Annotated in this window: 14 protein-coding genes and 2 pseudogenes; 13 read left to right on the top strand and 3 right to left on the bottom strand. The window is 71.0% G+C overall.

Annotated elements, in window-relative coordinates; translation table 11 throughout:
• The first annotated feature begins 136 nt into the window (after nt 1-136).
• The 5 genes and pseudogenes from ACSIH6_RS10655 to casB all read left to right on the top strand — a co-directional run bounded on the left by ACSIH6_RS10655 (nt 137) and on the right by casB (nt 4,640).
• Nucleotides 137-724, top strand: a complete 588-nt coding sequence (locus ACSIH6_RS10655; protein ID WP_435108082.1) for a hypothetical protein — start codon at nt 137-139, stop codon at nt 722-724.
• A 159-nt stretch (nt 725-883) separates the two neighbouring features.
• Complete coding sequence (locus ACSIH6_RS10650; protein ID WP_435108081.1) at nt 884-1,534, top strand: hypothetical protein; 651 nt, start codon at nt 884-886, stop codon at nt 1,532-1,534.
• Between the two features lie 142 nt (nt 1,535-1,676).
• Nucleotides 1,677-1,943, top strand: a complete 267-nt coding sequence (locus ACSIH6_RS10645; protein WP_435108080.1) for a hypothetical protein — start codon at nt 1,677-1,679, stop codon at nt 1,941-1,943.
• A gap of 333 nt (nt 1,944-2,276) precedes the next feature.
• Nucleotides 2,277-3,971 (top strand): annotated as a pseudogene (casA, locus tag ACSIH6_RS10640) (type I-E CRISPR-associated protein Cse1/CasA); the annotation flags it as partial.
• Nucleotides 3,972-4,640: pseudogene (gene casB / locus ACSIH6_RS10635) on the top strand (type I-E CRISPR-associated protein Cse2/CasB).
• Nucleotides 4,641-5,495: 855 nt separating this feature from the next.
• On the opposite strand, the gene ACSIH6_RS10630 reads toward casB, so the two are convergent.
• The gene (locus ACSIH6_RS10630) at nt 5,496-5,927 is read right to left on the bottom strand and encodes a hypothetical protein (protein WP_435108079.1); all 432 of its coding nucleotides are present in this window, start codon (nt 5,925-5,927) and stop codon (nt 5,496-5,498) included.
• A 203-nt stretch (nt 5,928-6,130) separates the two neighbouring features.
• Between ACSIH6_RS10630 and ACSIH6_RS10625 the strand changes: the two genes are divergently transcribed.
• A complete protein-coding gene (locus ACSIH6_RS10625) occupies nt 6,131-7,063 on the top strand; it encodes a hypothetical protein (RefSeq protein ID WP_435108078.1) in 933 nt (310 codons plus the stop codon).
• Between the two features lie 161 nt (nt 7,064-7,224).
• The gene (locus tag ACSIH6_RS10620; RefSeq protein WP_435108077.1) at nt 7,225-7,971 is read left to right on the top strand and encodes a hypothetical protein; all 747 of its coding nucleotides are present in this window, start codon (nt 7,225-7,227) and stop codon (nt 7,969-7,971) included.
• Between the two features lie 95 nt (nt 7,972-8,066).
• Here ACSIH6_RS10620 and ACSIH6_RS10615 read toward each other — a convergent pair whose 3' ends face one another.
• A complete protein-coding gene (locus ACSIH6_RS10615; RefSeq protein WP_435108076.1) occupies nt 8,067-8,333 on the bottom strand; it encodes a hypothetical protein in 267 nt (88 codons plus the stop codon).
• Between the two features lie 353 nt (nt 8,334-8,686).
• Between ACSIH6_RS10615 and ACSIH6_RS10610 the strand changes: the two genes are divergently transcribed.
• The 4 genes from ACSIH6_RS10610 to ACSIH6_RS10595 all read left to right on the top strand — a co-directional run bounded on the left by ACSIH6_RS10610 (nt 8,687) and on the right by ACSIH6_RS10595 (nt 12,981).
• The gene (locus ACSIH6_RS10610; RefSeq protein ID WP_435108075.1) at nt 8,687-9,145 is read left to right on the top strand and encodes a hypothetical protein; all 459 of its coding nucleotides are present in this window, start codon (nt 8,687-8,689) and stop codon (nt 9,143-9,145) included.
• Between the two features lie 165 nt (nt 9,146-9,310).
• Complete coding sequence (casA, locus tag ACSIH6_RS10605) at nt 9,311-10,822, top strand: type I-E CRISPR-associated protein Cse1/CasA (RefSeq protein ID WP_435108074.1); 1,512 nt, start codon at nt 9,311-9,313, stop codon at nt 10,820-10,822.
• 479 nt (nt 10,823-11,301) lie between these two features.
• Nucleotides 11,302-12,093, top strand: a complete 792-nt coding sequence (locus ACSIH6_RS10600; protein WP_435108073.1) for a DUF6042 family protein — start codon at nt 11,302-11,304, stop codon at nt 12,091-12,093.
• Between the two features lie 63 nt (nt 12,094-12,156).
• Nucleotides 12,157-12,981, top strand: coding sequence for a hypothetical protein (locus ACSIH6_RS10595; RefSeq protein WP_435108072.1), 825 nt, complete (start codon nt 12,157-12,159; stop codon nt 12,979-12,981).
• Between the two features lie 57 nt (nt 12,982-13,038).
• Here ACSIH6_RS10595 and ACSIH6_RS10590 read toward each other — a convergent pair whose 3' ends face one another.
• Nucleotides 13,039-14,040, bottom strand: coding sequence for a hypothetical protein (locus ACSIH6_RS10590; RefSeq protein WP_435108071.1), 1,002 nt, complete (start codon nt 14,038-14,040; stop codon nt 13,039-13,041).
• Nucleotides 14,041-14,143: 103 nt separating this feature from the next.
• On the opposite strand from ACSIH6_RS10590, the gene ACSIH6_RS10585 reads away from it, so the two are divergent.
• On the top strand, nt 14,144-14,584 hold the full coding sequence (locus tag ACSIH6_RS10585) for a hypothetical protein (protein WP_435108070.1): 441 nt from the start codon (nt 14,144-14,146) through the stop codon (nt 14,582-14,584).
• A gap of 367 nt (nt 14,585-14,951) precedes the next feature.
• Nucleotides 14,952-15,284 carry a hypothetical protein gene (locus ACSIH6_RS10580; RefSeq protein WP_435108069.1) on the top strand — a complete coding sequence of 111 codons (333 nt, stop codon included), beginning with the start codon at nt 14,952-14,954 and terminating at the stop codon, nt 15,282-15,284.
• The last annotated feature ends 812 nt before the right edge of the window (nt 15,285-16,096 follow it).

The following is a 16,096-nucleotide window of genomic DNA, read 5'->3' as shown; positions in this document are numbered from 1 at the left end:
CCACGCTCCCGCGCCGGTGCCCGCCACTGTGGCGGGCGGCCCCTGGGCGGGGCGCGGGGGGCAGGATTGGCGTTCCCCGCCCGCTGCAGCACCTGTATCGCCCATGATGGATCAACCCCGAAGAGAGGTATGGATAATGGCCGACACCCTGTCCCAGATGCGAGCGGAGTGGACCGGAGACCCCCAAGACCTGGTGGGCATGGTGGGCGCACTCGCCGCGCGCGTCGCCGACGAGGAGGACATGATCAATAAGGCCCGCGTGTCCGGGCCGGTCCAGGCCCACCTGCGCGCCCACGGGCCCGCCACGGTCCAGGAGATCACCGCGGGCGTGGGTCTGGACGAGGAGGACGAGGAGGGGCTTCTCGCGGTCGCCCTGGCGGTGGACATGCACCGCGACCTCGGTCTGCTCGTGGCCCACGGCAACCACCGGTGGGGATACCCGCACCAGGGGGTCCAGCCCCAGGAACCCGCTTCCGCGGCGGCCGTGTTCGGTCTGCCGGGCGACGACATCGGTCGGGCCCAGCAGCTCACAGAACGCGTTCGGGCCGTCTTCGCGGACCGTCCCGATGAGGACCTGGCCATGATCGACGTCGGCGGGGCCGCGGACATCCCCCCGGCGGACGCTGTGGCGCTGGGGACATGCCTGGACATCCTGGAAGACCAGGGGCTGATCAGGCAGAGCGGGGACCGCCACGGTGCGGGCCCCACCTGGCGCAAAGTCTGACCCGACAGAGCACCCGCTCCTCCAGAATCGCCGTCGACCCCCTACATGCGTCGGCTGTCTCCGGTTCGAGCTGACCTATGTACCTCTTCGCTCCGCGTGCGCGGAGACGCTCTGCCCACCCTGGGAAGAGCAGCACCACGAACACCCTGGAGGAACAACATGGCTGCCCTGGACGACACGCTGCGCTACCTGGAGACCCACCCGTGGTCGGCCGAAAACCTGGAGGCATTCGAGCGCGTCGGGAGCGGCCTGGCCGCTCCCGACGGCCTGGAGGAGATGGCACGGCTCGGGCTGATCGCCAGCCGCACCGACCAGACCGTGACCGCGTTCGGCCGCGAGGTTCTGCGGGCGTGGCAGCCGTATCGCGAGCTGGTGAACTCTCGGGCCGGCGGCGGATACGGTATCCCCGCCAACTACGCCAGCGCCCCGGACGGCCTGCCCGAAGAGGACACCTCTGTCCCCGCGGGGAAGGTGATCGCCCAGGTACTGGCGGCCGGAGGGTTGCTGCTGGCGGATCTGCCGCCGGAGTATGCCCCCAGCGACGACGACGACCTGACCGTGCCGGACCCAGCCGTCGCAGACAGCACCGGGTACGTGGTGATGGCCTATCAGATGGAGGGGGACGCGCCGAACTGGCACATGGCTGAGGTGCTCTACCTGGATCAGGGACGGGCGACCGGTCCCGGTGGGGAGCCCTGGCACGCGCGTCTGTGGTCGGCCGCTCGCGTCCTGGATGCGAGCGGCGCCCAGATCCAGTACCGCACCATGCAGTCGGTCACGGCCCGCTGCTACGTGACCGCCGCGGACTGACACAGCCGCCCACCGGCGCGGGGGTCCGCTCCCCCGCGCCGGTGCCCGCCTCTACGAGAAAGAGTCAGAACCGCACGTGATCCCCGCCATCGCGGGGACGGCCCGCCCCACACGGGGGCGGGCACCCACAGCAAGGAGACCCATGGACAGCACGCCGAAGGTCACCGTCGCGCACGTGCGGGAACTGCTCAACGACCACCGGGACGACCCGGTGCTGTACGTCAACGAGGAGGGGGAGCTGGATGTGTGGGTGGAGGCCCATGTCGACCACCACCAGGTCGTCGTCCGTCAGCACGAGGCGGAGGAGGTGTTGCTGCCGACCGGCGCGGGCCCCCTCACCGATGACGACATCGACGGGTACCTGCCTATCCTCCAGGTGGAGGTCGATCGGATCATCAAGGAGTCCTAAAGGAGAGGTGGGGGTTCCTGCCCGCGGGGGCAGGAACCCCTACCCACGCGGGGCACCACTGACCTTCATCGCCTCTTCGAGGGGGCGCGGCCGCCTGCTGTGCACGGTCCTGACTCAGGCCGAGGACGGTACCCGGCGCAGTCACCGCGGCAAGGTAGTCGGCTGGACCCCACCGCTGACAGCGCGGCTAACGACAGCACCACGGACGCGGTTTCTACCGACATCGCCGTAATTCCGGGCGCCGATCAAATTCTGTTCCTGGACGAGGACAACCGCCCGAACTCGCTGGACACACGCTCCACTACACCCAATCTGACGGCCTGGAGGTCCATCATGCCGACTGACGACACCGCGTCACCGCCACCGCTTCGGCCCGCTTCATTCGACCTGACCTCGCGCCCATGGATCCCGGTCCAGCGCCTGGACGGGGAGGAGGTCGAACTCTCCCTGACCGGGGTCTTCGAGCAGGCGCCGAACATCCGCCGTCTGGTCGGCGACGTGCCCACCCAGGACTTCGCCCTCCTGCGCCTGTTTCTGGCCATCCTGCACGACGCGATCGACGGCCCGCGCGAGATCGAGGACTGGGAGGAGCTGTGGCGGGGCGGGATCCCGACCGACCGGGTCCGCGACTACCTGCGTGAGCACCGGGAGCGCTTCGACCTGCTGCACCCCGAAACGCCGTTCTTCCAGGTCGCGGACCTGCGTACCGGTAAGGGGGAGTACTCCTCACCCGACCCGATCGTGGCGGACGTGCCCAACAACGCGCGCTTCTTCACCATGCGTGCGCACGGTGCCGAGCGCCTGACCTTCGCCGAGGCCGCCCGCTGGCTGCTGCACGCCCACGCCTACGACACCTCGGGCATCAAGTCGGGTGCGGTCGGAGACCCCCGCCTCAAGGGCGGCAAGGTCTACCCGCAGGGCGTGGGCTGGTCCGGAAACCTCGGCGGGGTGTACGTGGAGGGCGACGACCTCCAGCGGACGCTGCTGCTCAACCTGGTGGCCCTCGACGAGCACGACCTCGACCTGCGTACGAACCCGGACAAGGACGCCCCGGCCTGGCGCCGGACCCAGGGCACCGCCCAGCCCCTGAAGGGCGCGGAGGCCGAGATCCGCCCTCACGGGCTCCGCGACCTCTACACCTGGCAGAGCCGCCGCGTCCGGCTGCACCACGACGGCGAAGCGGTCCACGGCGTCCTGCTCGCCTACGGGGACCCGCTCACCCCGCGCAACAAGCACGACCGCGAGCCCATGACCGCGTGGCGGCGCAGCCCCGCACAGGAGCAGAAGCTGCGCGAGAACACCGTCTACCTGCCGCGCGACCACGACCCCGCACGCAGCGCCTGGCGGGGACTCGGCGCACTGGTCACTGGATACGACCGTTACGGTGAGCAGCGCCAGGAGGCCGCGCAGGTGGTGCGTCCGCGCGTTCTGGACTGGATCTCCCTCCTCACCTTCGAGGGGATCCTGCCCAAGGATTTCCTGGTCTGCGCGCGCCTGGTCGGCGTCGTCTACGGCACCCAGCAGTCCGTCGTCGACGAGATCGTGGACGACGCCGTGGCCATGCCCGTCGTCCTGTTCCACGACCGCGACAGCGCCCTCACCCAGACCGCGATCGACGCGGTCAACGATGCCGAGGAGGCGGTCACGGCCCTCGGGGACCTGGCCACCGCCCTCGCTGACGCGGCGAGCGCGGACGGCGAGGGGCCGCGGTCCACCGCACGCGACCGCGGGTTCGCGGAGCTGGACGAGCCCTTCCGCAAGTGGCTGCGCGACCTGCGCCCCTCGGAGAACCCCCTCTACCAGGCCGAACAGCGCCGTGAGTGGCAGATGGAGGCACACCGGATCGTGTCCCGGCTCGGTGACGAACTCATGGACACGGCCGGGGAGGCCGCCTGGACGGGCCGGGTCGTGGCCACCAAGAAGGGGTCGGTCTGGCTCACCGCCTCCCGGGCCGAACTGCGCTTCCGCTCCGCCCTGCGCAGGGCGCTCCCGCTGACCGACGCCGGCCACTCCCCGCAGGGGGAGCAAGTGACCACCACGAGCACCGCCGGGTTCGTGCCTGAACTCAAGGACGTCGGGGAGCTGGTCGACGAACGCGTCCGCCAGCTCCAGGGCGGCTACCTCAAGGACCTTCCCGAAGCCGTCGCCACCCTGGCCAAGCTGCGCCGGGGCGCGGGCAAGCCCGTCGAGGCGCTTCCTGAACTCTTTGGCGTGACGCTGGATCACTCTTTCTATGAAAGGTTTCCTCCTCACGTCCTGAAGACCGCAGACGCAGAGACCGCCGCGCACGAGGCGCTGATCCTCTACGCCCTGCACCAGTAGTCCAAACGGGAGAAGGGCATGCACCGGCGCGGCCGTGACCTTGGTGGGGCCGTCCGCCGCCTCATGCCGCCCGGGGACATTGACGAGCCACTGCGCCGCAGGTTCGTGCAGGCGGGAAGCGCTGTGCACCACGCCACCCGCCTCGACTGGCTCCGGGGGATCGTCCAGCTCCTGCGCGCCGAGGACATCCCGCTCGACTACGGGCTTCTGGCCGACCAGCTTCACGAGGCCCGCACCTGGCCCGGGGCCGAACGCGTGCGCCGGGCTTGGGGCCGGGGCTTCCAGGCCTACCAACCGCAGGAGGGTGGTGAGGCCGCCGCCGGTTCCGACACCACCTCCGCCGGAGAGACCGACGACCCGCCCGCCATGGACTGAACCCGGGGGACACCACGATCCACCACACCCGTCGGGTTCCGACGTTCTTCCAGGTCCGGAGCGCCATCCTCCTGACAGGTCACCGCCTTCACCGCTGGCACGCGGGCATCCACTCCGGCCCAGGGAAGACGGGCGTGCCTGTACCCATGCCGCCTTTCCGGCCATCGGCCCACGGCCGTCGGCCCCAGCCCGCCGCACCGCGTACCGCGCGGCGGCAACGATCCAGACGAGGAACTTCCCAATGCTGACGTCAAGCCACCAAGCTCACCGGGGTGAACCTTGGTAAGGCGTTCCATCACGGAGCGTCCACGGTCCTTGGCGATGCGGTACAACCTTCTTCATGGCCCCGCGCACGCGGAGGTACGCCAGGCAGAAGAAGGCCCCGGCTGTGACCTTTGGGGGTGCCCATGTCCCCACAAACGCCTCGGTGCGACCAGTGTCGGGCGTTCCTTCCTGCGGCCGGGCCGTGCACGCGGTGCAGGCAGCCTTCCGGTGAGGCGTCAAGGTGCGCGCGCTGCGGCCCCGCCTGTGGCTCAGGCCGCAGCCAGGACAGGGAGCCCATCGAGACCGATGACGGCGGGGAGGTGCCGTGTCCGAGCCGGACGAGGTTCCGGCGCCTGCCGCCCCGACCCCGCGCACACCCTGACGGCGCCGGGTTCCCGGGCGGAACCGGGGGCCCCGGGGGCGTGAGCCCCCGGGTACCACCAGACCCCCGACCCGGAGCGTGCATGCCGATCCGCCGTCGAGGCCGGGCCACCTCAGGGCTTCACGTGAGCGGACGGGGGCCGAGGGCGAGCCGCGTCCGGATGGGCTACCCCGGTGTGGGCTGTTGGCTGCACGCCTGGCTACTGACCTTCACCCCTTTTCCGGGAGTCGGTTGTCTGAGGGCACCCGCTTGCGTGCCTGTCCTGAACGGGGCGTGGTCAGGTGCACCAGCATCAGACCCGCCCACAGTGGCATCGCGAACGTGGCAGCGAGCATCGTGCCGACCAAGACGTCGAAGACCGTCTCCGGTGCTCGCGGCGCGGCCACCGCTACCGCCGTGGTGTTGGCCACCAGCAGCCCCCAGACCACGAGCTGGTGCGTGAGCATCCCGTGGCGCACTAGCCCGCGGTTGGCCAGCGCCCCGTAGGCGATCACCAGCCAGGCTGCCACCGGCAACGCCGCCCCCAGCGGCGCGGGCACGTTCAGGGGTATCGCGTACAGGCTCAGCGCGGCGAAGGCCAGGACCAGCAGCCACAGCGCCACGGGGGCGCGTACGGGCTCGGTGGAGGTGGGAGTGTCCATACGGCCCATCCTGGCCGTTCTCGCACGCCAGGAGGGTTGCTTTCGTCAAACGGGCGGCCGGTTCTGTCGGGGCGGGCCGCGCCGACGTGGGACGTCCCCACGAGATCGGCGCAGGTTTTTTCGCCGAACGGGCCCCACCGCACCCCCAAGCGTGGAAAGGTACTTACCAAGCTTGGAAAGTAGCTTACCACTTAGGAGTGTTCATGTCCGAGACCCGCACCCGCACCGCCGTCGTCGCCCGCGCTCTGCTCACCTGGCAGGACGAGACCGAGGAGATCGAGGGTCTGCACGCCGACGCCCACCTGATGCCCGGATGGGTCGCCGAGGACGCGGTCACCGCCCTGTTCGGCCAGGACTGGGTCCGGGCCCAGGTCGAGCCCCGCCTGCCCGAGGGCGGGGTGATCGTGACCAGCGACCACCTGGACGCGGCCCTGTTCGCCATCGCGGCCGGTCTGGCCCAGTACGGCCGCTTCTCCGCCCAGATCCAGCGCAGCAAAGAACGCACCTTCGCCCAGCGACCGCGGTGGGACGGCTCCCCCGCCACCGTCCTGCTGCTGGACCCCGAGGGCTACCAGCTCGCCGAAGCCAGCAGCGACGACACCCGCGAAGGGGTACGGCTAGCCCTGATCGAGGCCGTGGAGGTCCAGGCCCAGATCGAGAAGCGCATCCGCACCCTGCTCCAGCGCGGCCACGACTTGGACATCTCCAACCGGGCGATGGCGCGGGCCACGGGCAAGACCCACCCCACCGTCGCGAACGAGCACGCCGGAGAGCGCACCCCCGAGCTGGTGGCCGCCGACGCCCGTATCGCCCTGGCGCGGGCTGGACTGCTGCGCCAGATTCCCCACCAGGTGGCGCCCCTCCCCCAGGGCCCACGCCTGTCCGTGGTCTGCCGCCCCCAGTTCGCCGACCCCTCGGACGCCTCCCGCGTGTTCCTGGGGGTGCAGCCCGCCATCCGGTCGAGCGATTCCATGCCCCAGGACCTGGCGCGGGCCCACACCCTGTTGGAGCGCGCCGCCGACGTCCTGCGTGCCCAGGGCCTGGTCCTGGTCCTGGTCCGCGAGGAGCCGACCAGTGCCAGCGACATCCCCAGCTACCGGATCACCGCGGGCACACAGGACCCAGAGCGTTCGTGACCGGCGGAAGGCGCGGCGCGCGCCACCACGGGCCGGGCAGGTGTCCGAGGCCCCCGGCATAGTCAATCAGGGTGGCTCGCCCAGGTGAGGAGGGCGAGCCACCCCCGGCGGTCCCGAGGCCGCCGGTCCCACCACAGCAACACCACGCAGGAGGACAACTGATGCAGCTCAGCCCCACGGCCCACGCCGCCCTGGCGCACCACGTCGGCGCCGACCGCGGGGAGCACCCCCGTTTCGGCCCCGACCCGCACCTGAACCTGGAGGTGATCGAGGACGCTGAGACCGGCGACGTCGACCAGTCCTCTCCTGAGGAGAAGTCCCGGCGCCACCCGAACGCCATCCTGGTGCGCTGCTCCTCGGTGTCGGCCGGGTGGGTCCTGACGGCTTACCACCAGGGCGCCAAGCTCGCCGAGGCCGCGGTCACCGGCGAGCGCGTCCCGCACCCGCTGTACAGCGACAACAAGCCCTGGCACGAGAACGCCGCGGTGGACCAGTGCGAGCGGACCGTGCCGCGCCTGGTCGCCGCTGCCACGCTGGTGCTCCAGGCCCGCCACGACTACCGCATCCAGCAGCACGCCGGGCTGACGCTGGCCCTCCAGGAGATGGGCGAGCGCCTGGCCCAGGAGGAGGACCGGATCGGGTCGGTGGCCGCCCACAACGTCGAGCACCGCGAGGCCGGGGCGCACCGGCACCCCGAGTACGCCGCCTACCGGCGCTACCTGGACGCCTGCGCCAAGCTGCGCGAGGTGGTGGACCGTGCCCGGGGCCAGTGGGAGGACCGTGCCCGGATGTGGCAGGACCGTCTGACCGCCGCCGGTGCGACCAACGCCCATGTGGGGGCCCAGACCGGGGACTGCTGGCCGGTCACCGTCTCCCCCGCGCCGGTGGAGCCCCCGCTCTCGCTCTGAACACCCCAGACCCTGCGCTCAGCAGGGATCTGCGGACCGGCCGAGGAAACAAGAACGGTCCCGCCCAGGTGAGGAAGGCGGGACCGGGCACCACCCTACCCGTGCTGTTCAGAGTCGGACACAGGCGTGCCCGGCCCCTGAAGACGCCTATCGGCCTCCCGGCGAGCCCGCCGCCAACGCACATCACGCTGGTACAGCACCATCTGCGCCACGCCCATGACCACTCCCAGGTAGATCAGGGCAATCCCCCAGTCGTTGTGCGGCGCGGTGACGGCGATCCACGTTCCCGGCGCCATCGTCGCCACGGCACCGAGCAGGAGAGCCGCCTCCCCACGCGGAAAGCTGGATGTGTGTTTGTCCATGTGCGCACTGTAGTGGGAGCTAGGGTGCTGCCGGGGCGATGCCGACCAGGCGAGGACGTCGAGGCCGTCAGCGGCCCCCTAGGGGCCGGGCCGACCCCGGCAGGAGGCCACAGCCTGGACGAGGACGGACCTCTCTCCCCCCCCCGGGGGGTGGCCCGGGTGTGCGGGCGGCGCTGTGTCCGAGCTGGACGGGGTTCCGGCGCCTGCCGCTCCGGCCCCGCGCACGTCCTGACGGCGCCGGGTTCCCGGCCGGAACAGGAGCCCCGGGACGCGCAGGCAGCACGGAGAACACTCCCGCCCGCCCCGCACACGCGGGGCGGGCCCCGCACCCCCACAGGGAAGGAGAACAGCTGGTGCGCAAGCACAAGATCTGGATCCGGCTCAGCCACGACAAGGGCGACCTGTGCACGGTCCTGACCCAGGCCGAGGACGGCACCCGGCGCAGCCACCGCGGCACGGTGCTCGGCTGGACCCCGTCGAACAAGCTGGTCCTGGAAGTGATCGAGCACATCGACGGCGAGGCGGTGCGCAAGAAGCTCAGCATCGACCCCGAGGACGCCCAGCGCGCCTATGTCACCGACCGCAAGAAGGCCGAGCGCGAACGTCTGGCCGCCCTTCCCAAAGCCACCAGGCCGCAGGTCAAGTACGCCCTGTCCCTCCTGCGCCGGATCAGCGACCAGGAGTGGAACGCCACCCCCCGCGGCCAGCGCGGCGAGGACCGCCCCAACGAAGACGCCTTGTGGATGATGCTCGGGGAGGAGATCAGCGACCTGATCGACGACATCAAGGACGTCCAGGAGTGGGGCGTCTGACCAGGTGAGACACGCTCATCGCCCCTTCGAGGGGCCACGGCCGCCCGGGGCAGGCGGCCGCCCGAGGAGGACAGAGGACCCCCGGTGCGTCGCCCCCGGCACCTACCGTTACGTAGGGGCGTGCTCCACATCTGCGCACCCGACACCACCGAAGGGATCAACCGCATGAGCAGTGACACCCCCACGATGCGCCTTGGCCGCGGGAGCGGCGCGACGCCCGGCCTGAACCTTTTCACCGACCCGTGGATTCCTGTGATCTACCTGGACGGCAGCCACGGCGAGGTCGGTGTCCGCGACGCCCTGACCGACGCGGCCCGCATCTGTACCGTCGCCGCCGAGGACCCCACCGTGGATGTCGCCCTGCACCGGCTGCTGCTGGCCGTGGCCCACCGCCTGGCCGGAGAGGTCGCCCCGCAGGCGTGGCCCGCCCTGTGGGAGTCGGGCCTGCCCCTGGAGGGGCTGGAGGAGGTCGGCGCCGGCCGGTGGGAGCTGCTGCCCGCCGACGGCTCGCCCGGATTTGCCCAGGACCCCGTCGAACGCCCCGAAGCGGCCCCCGTGGCGTCGCTGACCATGTGGGCCGAGCGCGGCAGCGCTGCGGGGTTCTTCGGGCGCATACCCGAGTCGCTGACCCCAGCCGAGGCCGCCCGGTGGCTGCTGTGGTGCCAGTCCTACGACACTGCGGGCATCCGTGCAGCGCACGGCAAGGGACGTGACGCCGGTGTGCCGGTCGGCCCGGCGGCCGCCGCCCCCTACACTCGCCTGATCGGCCAATCTTTGGCCCAGACGCTGATGCTGAACCTGGCCCCCGGCGCTCGCGGCCCGGCCGGAACGGGGTGGTGGGAGCGTACCGAGCCGGTGGTGGGGCGCCGTCGCGGCCGCACTCCTGACGGGATGGTCGACCTGTTGTGCTGGCCCAGCCGGCGGATCCGTCTACTGGTCGACGCCGACGGCCTGGTACGCGGCGTCTTCGTCACCGGCGGCGACGACCTCAAAGCGCCCGCGGACCCGGGCCACGGCGCCGACCAGTCTTATCAGGACGCCTACAAGCGGGTGCTGCCCCGGTCGCTGGAGACCACCATCCCGGGCTTGACCGCCCCGACCAAGCGCCGCACCGCGGCCCCGGTGACGCCGGAGGCCATCACCTGGTTCTCAGACCGCCACCACCTCCTGGACCAGGTGAGGGTGGAGACCACCACCATGGCCACCGACAAGTACAGGTCCACGATCCAGGACACCCACGCCCGCACCTGGGACCTGCCCGCCGCCGCCCTGGTCCCGGGCACCGACGCCCATGCCCGCCTAGTCCAGGTGCGGAACATGCTCCGCCTCGCCGACCACGCGGTGCGCACGGCCGCGGCCGCGACCGTCCCGGCCCGGTCCTCCCACGCGCCGGAGCAGGCGGAGGACCTCGCGGACCGTGCCCGCCACCAGTGGTCCGGGGACCTGACCCCCGAACTCGCACACCTGGACTCCGCCGCGGGGGTGGCACAGGCCAGGGAGGCGCTGGTGGCCGTGGTGGATCAGCACATCGGGCTGGCCAGCCAGCGCCTGCGCGGCAACCCCGCCCGCCTGGCGGCGGGCACTTCCTCGCTGGCCCAGGCCCGCCAGCTCCGCGACCAGCTCGCCCGGTACGGCGTCGACAGTCAGGCCGAGGAGACCGCTGGCATCGGTCGGTAGGCGGTGCCGGGACCCTCCAGTACCTGACCCGCCCCAGCGGGGCACCCTTCGCAGAGCACCGGCCCCTGCCGGTGTCCCGCGCGCTCATGGACCAGGTGCGCACCCCCGAGCGCGACGAGGTGTCCGACGCCCTGGTGCGGCTGCGCGCGTCCTGGATGCGAGCGGCGCCCAGATCCAGTACCGCACCATGCGGACGGTCACGGCCCGCTGCTACGTGACCGCCACGGACTGACACAAGAGCCCACCGGCGCGGAAGTCCGCTCTCCCGCGCCGGTGGGCTCCCACAACACCCCCTGCGCCGGGATGCCCGTCAACGGATCGGTGAACCGCTGCGAGACTGTTTCTGTGAACAGCTGATACGGCCCTGCCCTGCGGGGTAAGGCGGGATGACCTCGGAACGGATTTCGCCGAACCCCTGCCCACGACCTCCTTCGCGTGCTTGTGTGGCCTTCCCGAACCCACACGATCGAAGGACGGTCATGGACCTGAGCATGCCCGACGACTTCCACCGCACCACGTGGCACCACTGGCTCCCCCTAGGACCCTGGATGATGCTGGCCATGGCCGTGGGTACCGCCACCCACCACGACATCGACGGCTCCCTGCAGCAGGTCGTAGACACTGTCATGGAAGCGGACAACGCCGAACTCCCGCACTGCGGCCCCCTGGACGGGCCCCTGCGGTGGCACGACACCGACAACCCTGAGGACGTCACCGAAGGCGAAGAGCGTAAGCAGGCCCTCGCCGAGGTGCTGGGCAAGGCCGGCCACCCAATGCCCACCACGACCCAGGAACTGGCCGACCTCCTGGTCGAACTCGGTGTGCTCACCCACACCCCTTCCCCCGAGCGCTGGCGGCTGGTCCTGCCCATGCCCCTGATCTCGCAGACCCTGCCCCTGCCCGAGGAAGCTCGTGCCCGGGAACAGCGGCTGCGTCGGTACTGGGATCACAAGGGCTCCGAGCAGGACGTGCTGAACTGGGCCATCGACCACGTCCCGGACCACGACAAGGTCGGCGAAGCCCCGACCACGATCCGCCAGTTGGCCGCGGACTGCGACCTGTCCGCCCAGGAAGTCCGCGAAGGCCTGGCCCTGCTGAGCAACGACTCCGACGTCACCCTCCTGCGCCACGACCAGCCCCTAAACGAGACCGAGGTGTTCGCCCTCAAGGACCACCAGCGCTTCCACATCCGCATGGACTGGGACGCCTTCAGCAAGACCCGCATCACCCTGCAAGCCGCCCCACGTGAACTGGACCAGGCGCACTCCTGAGTCCAGGTCCAACCCCGGCCCGCCGTGTGCTTGTGTGGTCTCACCACCCTTCAGGAGGCAAGCATGAGCATGCAGTGGCACCCACACCCGGACGCACCGCACGTCGTCCAGGCTGGACACGACCTTTTGGTCGTGCCCAGCCTGGACCCGCGGTGCGTGGCCCGCACCCGCCAGCGACAGCGCTGCAAGAACGGCATCATCAGCAACCGCGGCGGTGACCTCTACGACCAGGACCGCCCCGCCGTGTTGTGGTCCACCCGTGGGCTGCTCCCGGTCTGGCGCACCCGCAACACCACCGAGGAGATCCGCATGTGGACCGAACAGCGCTGCTCAGTCCACGACACCCCCGAGGCCACCGACCACACCGCCCCCGAGTGGTACCGCTTCGACCCCGACCGCGACACCGCGTTGATCCAGCCCTTCCCGCCCCTGCCCCGGATGCCCACCCCGCCACAGCACTGGACCCGGGCCTCGTGGGAGCTGACCCAGCTCTGGGAGATCGGCGAAAAGCAGCACCACGGCCGACCCGCCAGCGCGTTCACCACAACCGGCTGGGACCTCGAACCCGCCCCGGCCTCCCCGACCACCACGGCGTTGGCCGCCCTGGAACAGAACCTGGCCCGTCACCACCTGGCCCGTCACCACGACCTGCCCGCCCTGGACTGGACCCTGACCGGCACCGGCGAACTCATCGCCATCCTGCCCGAGAAACCCGTCACCGACCAGGACGAGCGCCACCAGGCCTTCACCGACTGGGCACAACACCTGCGGGCCGAGCACAGCAGCCAGCACCGCAGGAAGGGCTATTTGCGCCTTCGTGCCCGCACCGGTGACGACGCCCTGGTCCCGGTCCTCCTCCAAGTCGACGTCGACGACGGCATCGCCTGACCCGTCTCCGCCCGGGCACCACTACACCGGTGTACCGGCACCCCCCGCCGACGGTGTTCAGCCCCCGGCCGCGTGCAGCGAGGCCTCCCCGGAGCCGGTGAGCATCATCTGGTCCGCTTCGGCCCCATTCGAGGGCACCACGGTCCGGATCAGGAAGCGCTTCCACAGGCCTAGGTAGACCCCGAAGAGTTCCAACTGTCGCTCGGTAGCGCGCTTGCCGGACTCGGTGTTCATGGCGTCGAAGAACGCAGTGATATCCGCCGGTCGCCCCGCCCGGTGGAGGTGTCCCAGCAACGTGAGCTCGTCCTCGGTCAACTCGCAGACCTGCTGGGGGGCGTCCTCGCACACGAACGCGTCGAGGTGGCTCAGCACCCACTCCACCACGGCCCCCGGGTGGACGTCGAAGTCCTCCATAGGCCAGGGCACGGAACCGAAGTCGGTGTCGCTGAGCACGACTTCGAAGGTGCGGGCATCGCCCGGCACACGGAACTGGATCTGCCACAGGCGCAGCATCTCGGGCAGGTCCTGGACGTGCTCCAGCACGATGGTGGCGTCGCGCTTCTGAAGCAGCTTGGCCACACCGGCGGCCTGCTCGCGGATGCCCCAGGTGCCCGGATGGACCGCGGTCATGGCCCGCACCCCGTCGGCGGCCGTGCCCACCGTGCCGGTTGCCTTCTCCAGGGATCCCTGTGCCGCATGCAGCTTGGGGTACACCTCCTCGGAGTCGCCCACGACCTCCCCGCGATCTCCTGCGGCCGCCAGCCACCTACCCGCGCCCTGCACGAGGCGCTCCAAGGACACCACGATGTCGTGCGCGGCGTCCAAAACGGCGGCCGCCTGCTCAGGTGAGCCCAAGGCGTAATCGGAGTCCACGCTGCGCGCCAGGTGCGCCAGGCCGTGCGCCGCCGTCAGAGCGGCGCCGGCGACCGCCCGCGGGGCGTAGAGCGTCTTGCCGTCGACGGCCAGTTCGGTGAAGGACTCCTTGTCCTCGACGTCGTCCACTTCGGTGTTGGGAGTGTCGGCGACGAGCCGGTACGGGAGGGGAGAGTTCGTGTCCATGCAGGAACGCTAGTGCCGATCGGGTGTGTGCGTCCGGCGTTTTGGCACCCGCGACCCCGACCCGTGCGCGACCATGGCACCACCACGACTTGGGAAGGCCACCGTGCACCTTGACCCGACCCCCACCCCGCCCTGGGCGACGCTGTGCCCGCACATGGGCGTGTCCGACAAGGCCCTCCTCCAGGTGCTGTTCATGCTGACCACCGAGACCGAACCTGTCTGCGTCATCGCCCCGGCCGACCTGTGCACCGTGGTCTACTCCGCCTCCGTTGACCCCGGCCAGGCCCCGAAGCTGATCTCGCCCAGCGGACTGATCCGCCTGCTGCGCAACCTGTCCACGTTGGGGCAGATCACCCGGCCCGAAGGGACGAGGTTGACGTTCTCCAGCAACGCGGCGGCCCAGCACCAGCAGCGCACAGTGCCCATCCACGTATGGCGACCACCACAGCACGCGTGCGAGGTCGACCGTTCCACCCTCCCCTACGTGTACGCGCCCGCGAGGCACCAGGTCGGCTCCCCGGCGGGCACTCGCCCCAATCCTTGACGATGCGGTACAACCTTCTTCACGGCCCCGCGCACGCGGGGACAGTCCCCGTTCTGCCAAGAGATGATGCTCCCCACGCAGGCGGGGTCGGCTCCGCGCACGCGGAGGTACGCCGGGCAGAAGAAGGCCTCGGCTCTGACCTTTGGGAGTGCCCATGTCCCCACAAACGCCTCGGTGCGACCAGTGTCGGGCGTTCCTTCCCGCGGCCGGTCCGTGCACGCGGTGCGCGCAGTTGGCCCGGCGCCCGCCGTGGCGGGCGCGGTGCAGGCAGTGCGGGCAGCCTTCCGGTGAGGCGTCAAGGTGCGCGCGCTGCGGCCCCCGCCGCCAGGAGGCCGACCGTCAAACGCGCACCCAGCTACGCCAGCGGGTGCTGTCAGCTCCGGTGCGCGCCGAGTTGCTGCGCCGTCTGGCGGCTGGGGAGTCGCTGGCCGAGGTCGCGGTGGAGTTGGGGACGTCGCACCAACGGGTGTGGGCCGCGGCCGCGTTGGATGCGGGCTGGCTGGCCGAGCTGGACCAGGCCCTGATGCGGGGCCGCCCGGAGGGCGTCGAGCACGGGCAGGCGGGCACGTACAAGCGCCACCAGTGCCGGTGCCCGGAGTGCCGCCAGGCTAAGCGGGTGCAGCGCGAAGGCCAAAGCGCTCCGCGCAAGCGCCCTCAGCGCCGCGTCACCGTGCCGTTGTTCCAGGCCCCAGCTGTGTGAACCACGCGCAGACCCATGATGGCGGGCTGCCCGACACCGGGGCGGCCCCGCGGGTGGCTCAAGCCGCAGCCAGGACAGGGCACCCATCGAGACCGATGACGGCGGGGAGGTGCCGTGTCCGAGCCGGACGGGGTTCCGGCGCCTGCCGCCCCGACCCCGCGCACACCCTGACGGCGCCGGGTTCCCGGGCGGAACAGGGGCCCGGGGGCGTGAGCCCCCGGGTACCACCAGACCCTCACCCCGCAGGGCTCGCGAACCGAACCACTGTCGAAGTCTGGCGGAGTGGAGAAAGAATCGACCGGCACCTGAACCAGCGCAGTAGTGGCCGTTCGGTCCCCGAAAGCTGGTCGGAGACAGCGCGCACCTTGCCCACCCTGAACACCACCTTTGGAGGAGAGCATGAGCAGGCTGAGCGACCTGTAGCACAAGGTCACCGCCCCGAAGAACGGCACGCCCACGCCCGCGCGTGACCCGTGGGGCAGCGCTGAGGGCACCGAGGTCTTGGAGGGCATGCACCACTCGAGCTCTGCCCTGACGGCCGAGGTTGAGCGGGGCCGAGCCCGGCGGGCCGGGCAGGTCGATGACTTCCCCTCCCTGGTCCACGATGTGATCATCCATGTGATGGCCCAGGAGTGCGCCGCGCTCCCCGACGTAAGCGCGATGGCGGATCCGAACGGAAACCCTCTCCCGGGGTTCGCGCGCATGGCGCGCGCTGACTATGAGCGGCGTGGGGGGACCGGGCTGTCACCCCGGACGGGGTCGCCAAGGCGCTTGTGGTGCTGGTCGAGGACATCTGCGAGGGTGATGTGCCC

The sequence above is a fragment of the Nocardiopsis synnemataformans genome, from assembly GCF_965343085.1.
GTDB classification, from domain to species: Bacteria; Actinomycetota; Actinomycetes; order Streptosporangiales; family Streptosporangiaceae; genus Nocardiopsis; species Nocardiopsis alborubida.
This window is presented reverse-complemented; position numbering and strand designations above follow the sequence as displayed.

Bases quoted from the DNA above. Each gene is read 5' to 3' on its own strand.
- ACSIH6_RS10655 (WP_435108082.1), top strand. From the start codon at position 137: ATGGCCGACACCCTGTCCCAGATGCGAGCGGAGTGGACCGGAGACCCC.
- ACSIH6_RS10650 (WP_435108081.1), top strand. From the start codon at position 884: ATGGCTGCCCTGGACGACACGCTGCGCTACCTGGAGACCCACCCGTGG.
- ACSIH6_RS10645 (WP_435108080.1), top strand. From the start codon at position 1,677: ATGGACAGCACGCCGAAGGTCACCGTCGCGCACGTGCGGGAACTGCTC.
- ACSIH6_RS10630 (WP_435108079.1), bottom strand. From the start codon at position 5,927: ATGGACACTCCCACCTCCACCGAGCCCGTACGCGCCCCCGTGGCGCTG.
- ACSIH6_RS10625 (WP_435108078.1), top strand. From the start codon at position 6,131: ATGTCCGAGACCCGCACCCGCACCGCCGTCGTCGCCCGCGCTCTGCTC.
- ACSIH6_RS10620 (WP_435108077.1), top strand. From the start codon at position 7,225: ATGCAGCTCAGCCCCACGGCCCACGCCGCCCTGGCGCACCACGTCGGC.
- ACSIH6_RS10615 (WP_435108076.1), bottom strand. From the start codon at position 8,333: ATGGACAAACACACATCCAGCTTTCCGCGTGGGGAGGCGGCTCTCCTG.
- casA (WP_435108074.1), top strand. From the start codon at position 9,311: ATGAGCAGTGACACCCCCACGATGCGCCTTGGCCGCGGGAGCGGCGCG.
- ACSIH6_RS10600 (WP_435108073.1), top strand. From the start codon at position 11,302: ATGGACCTGAGCATGCCCGACGACTTCCACCGCACCACGTGGCACCAC.
- ACSIH6_RS10595 (WP_435108072.1), top strand. From the start codon at position 12,157: ATGAGCATGCAGTGGCACCCACACCCGGACGCACCGCACGTCGTCCAG.
- ACSIH6_RS10590 (WP_435108071.1), bottom strand. From the start codon at position 14,040: ATGGACACGAACTCTCCCCTCCCGTACCGGCTCGTCGCCGACACTCCC.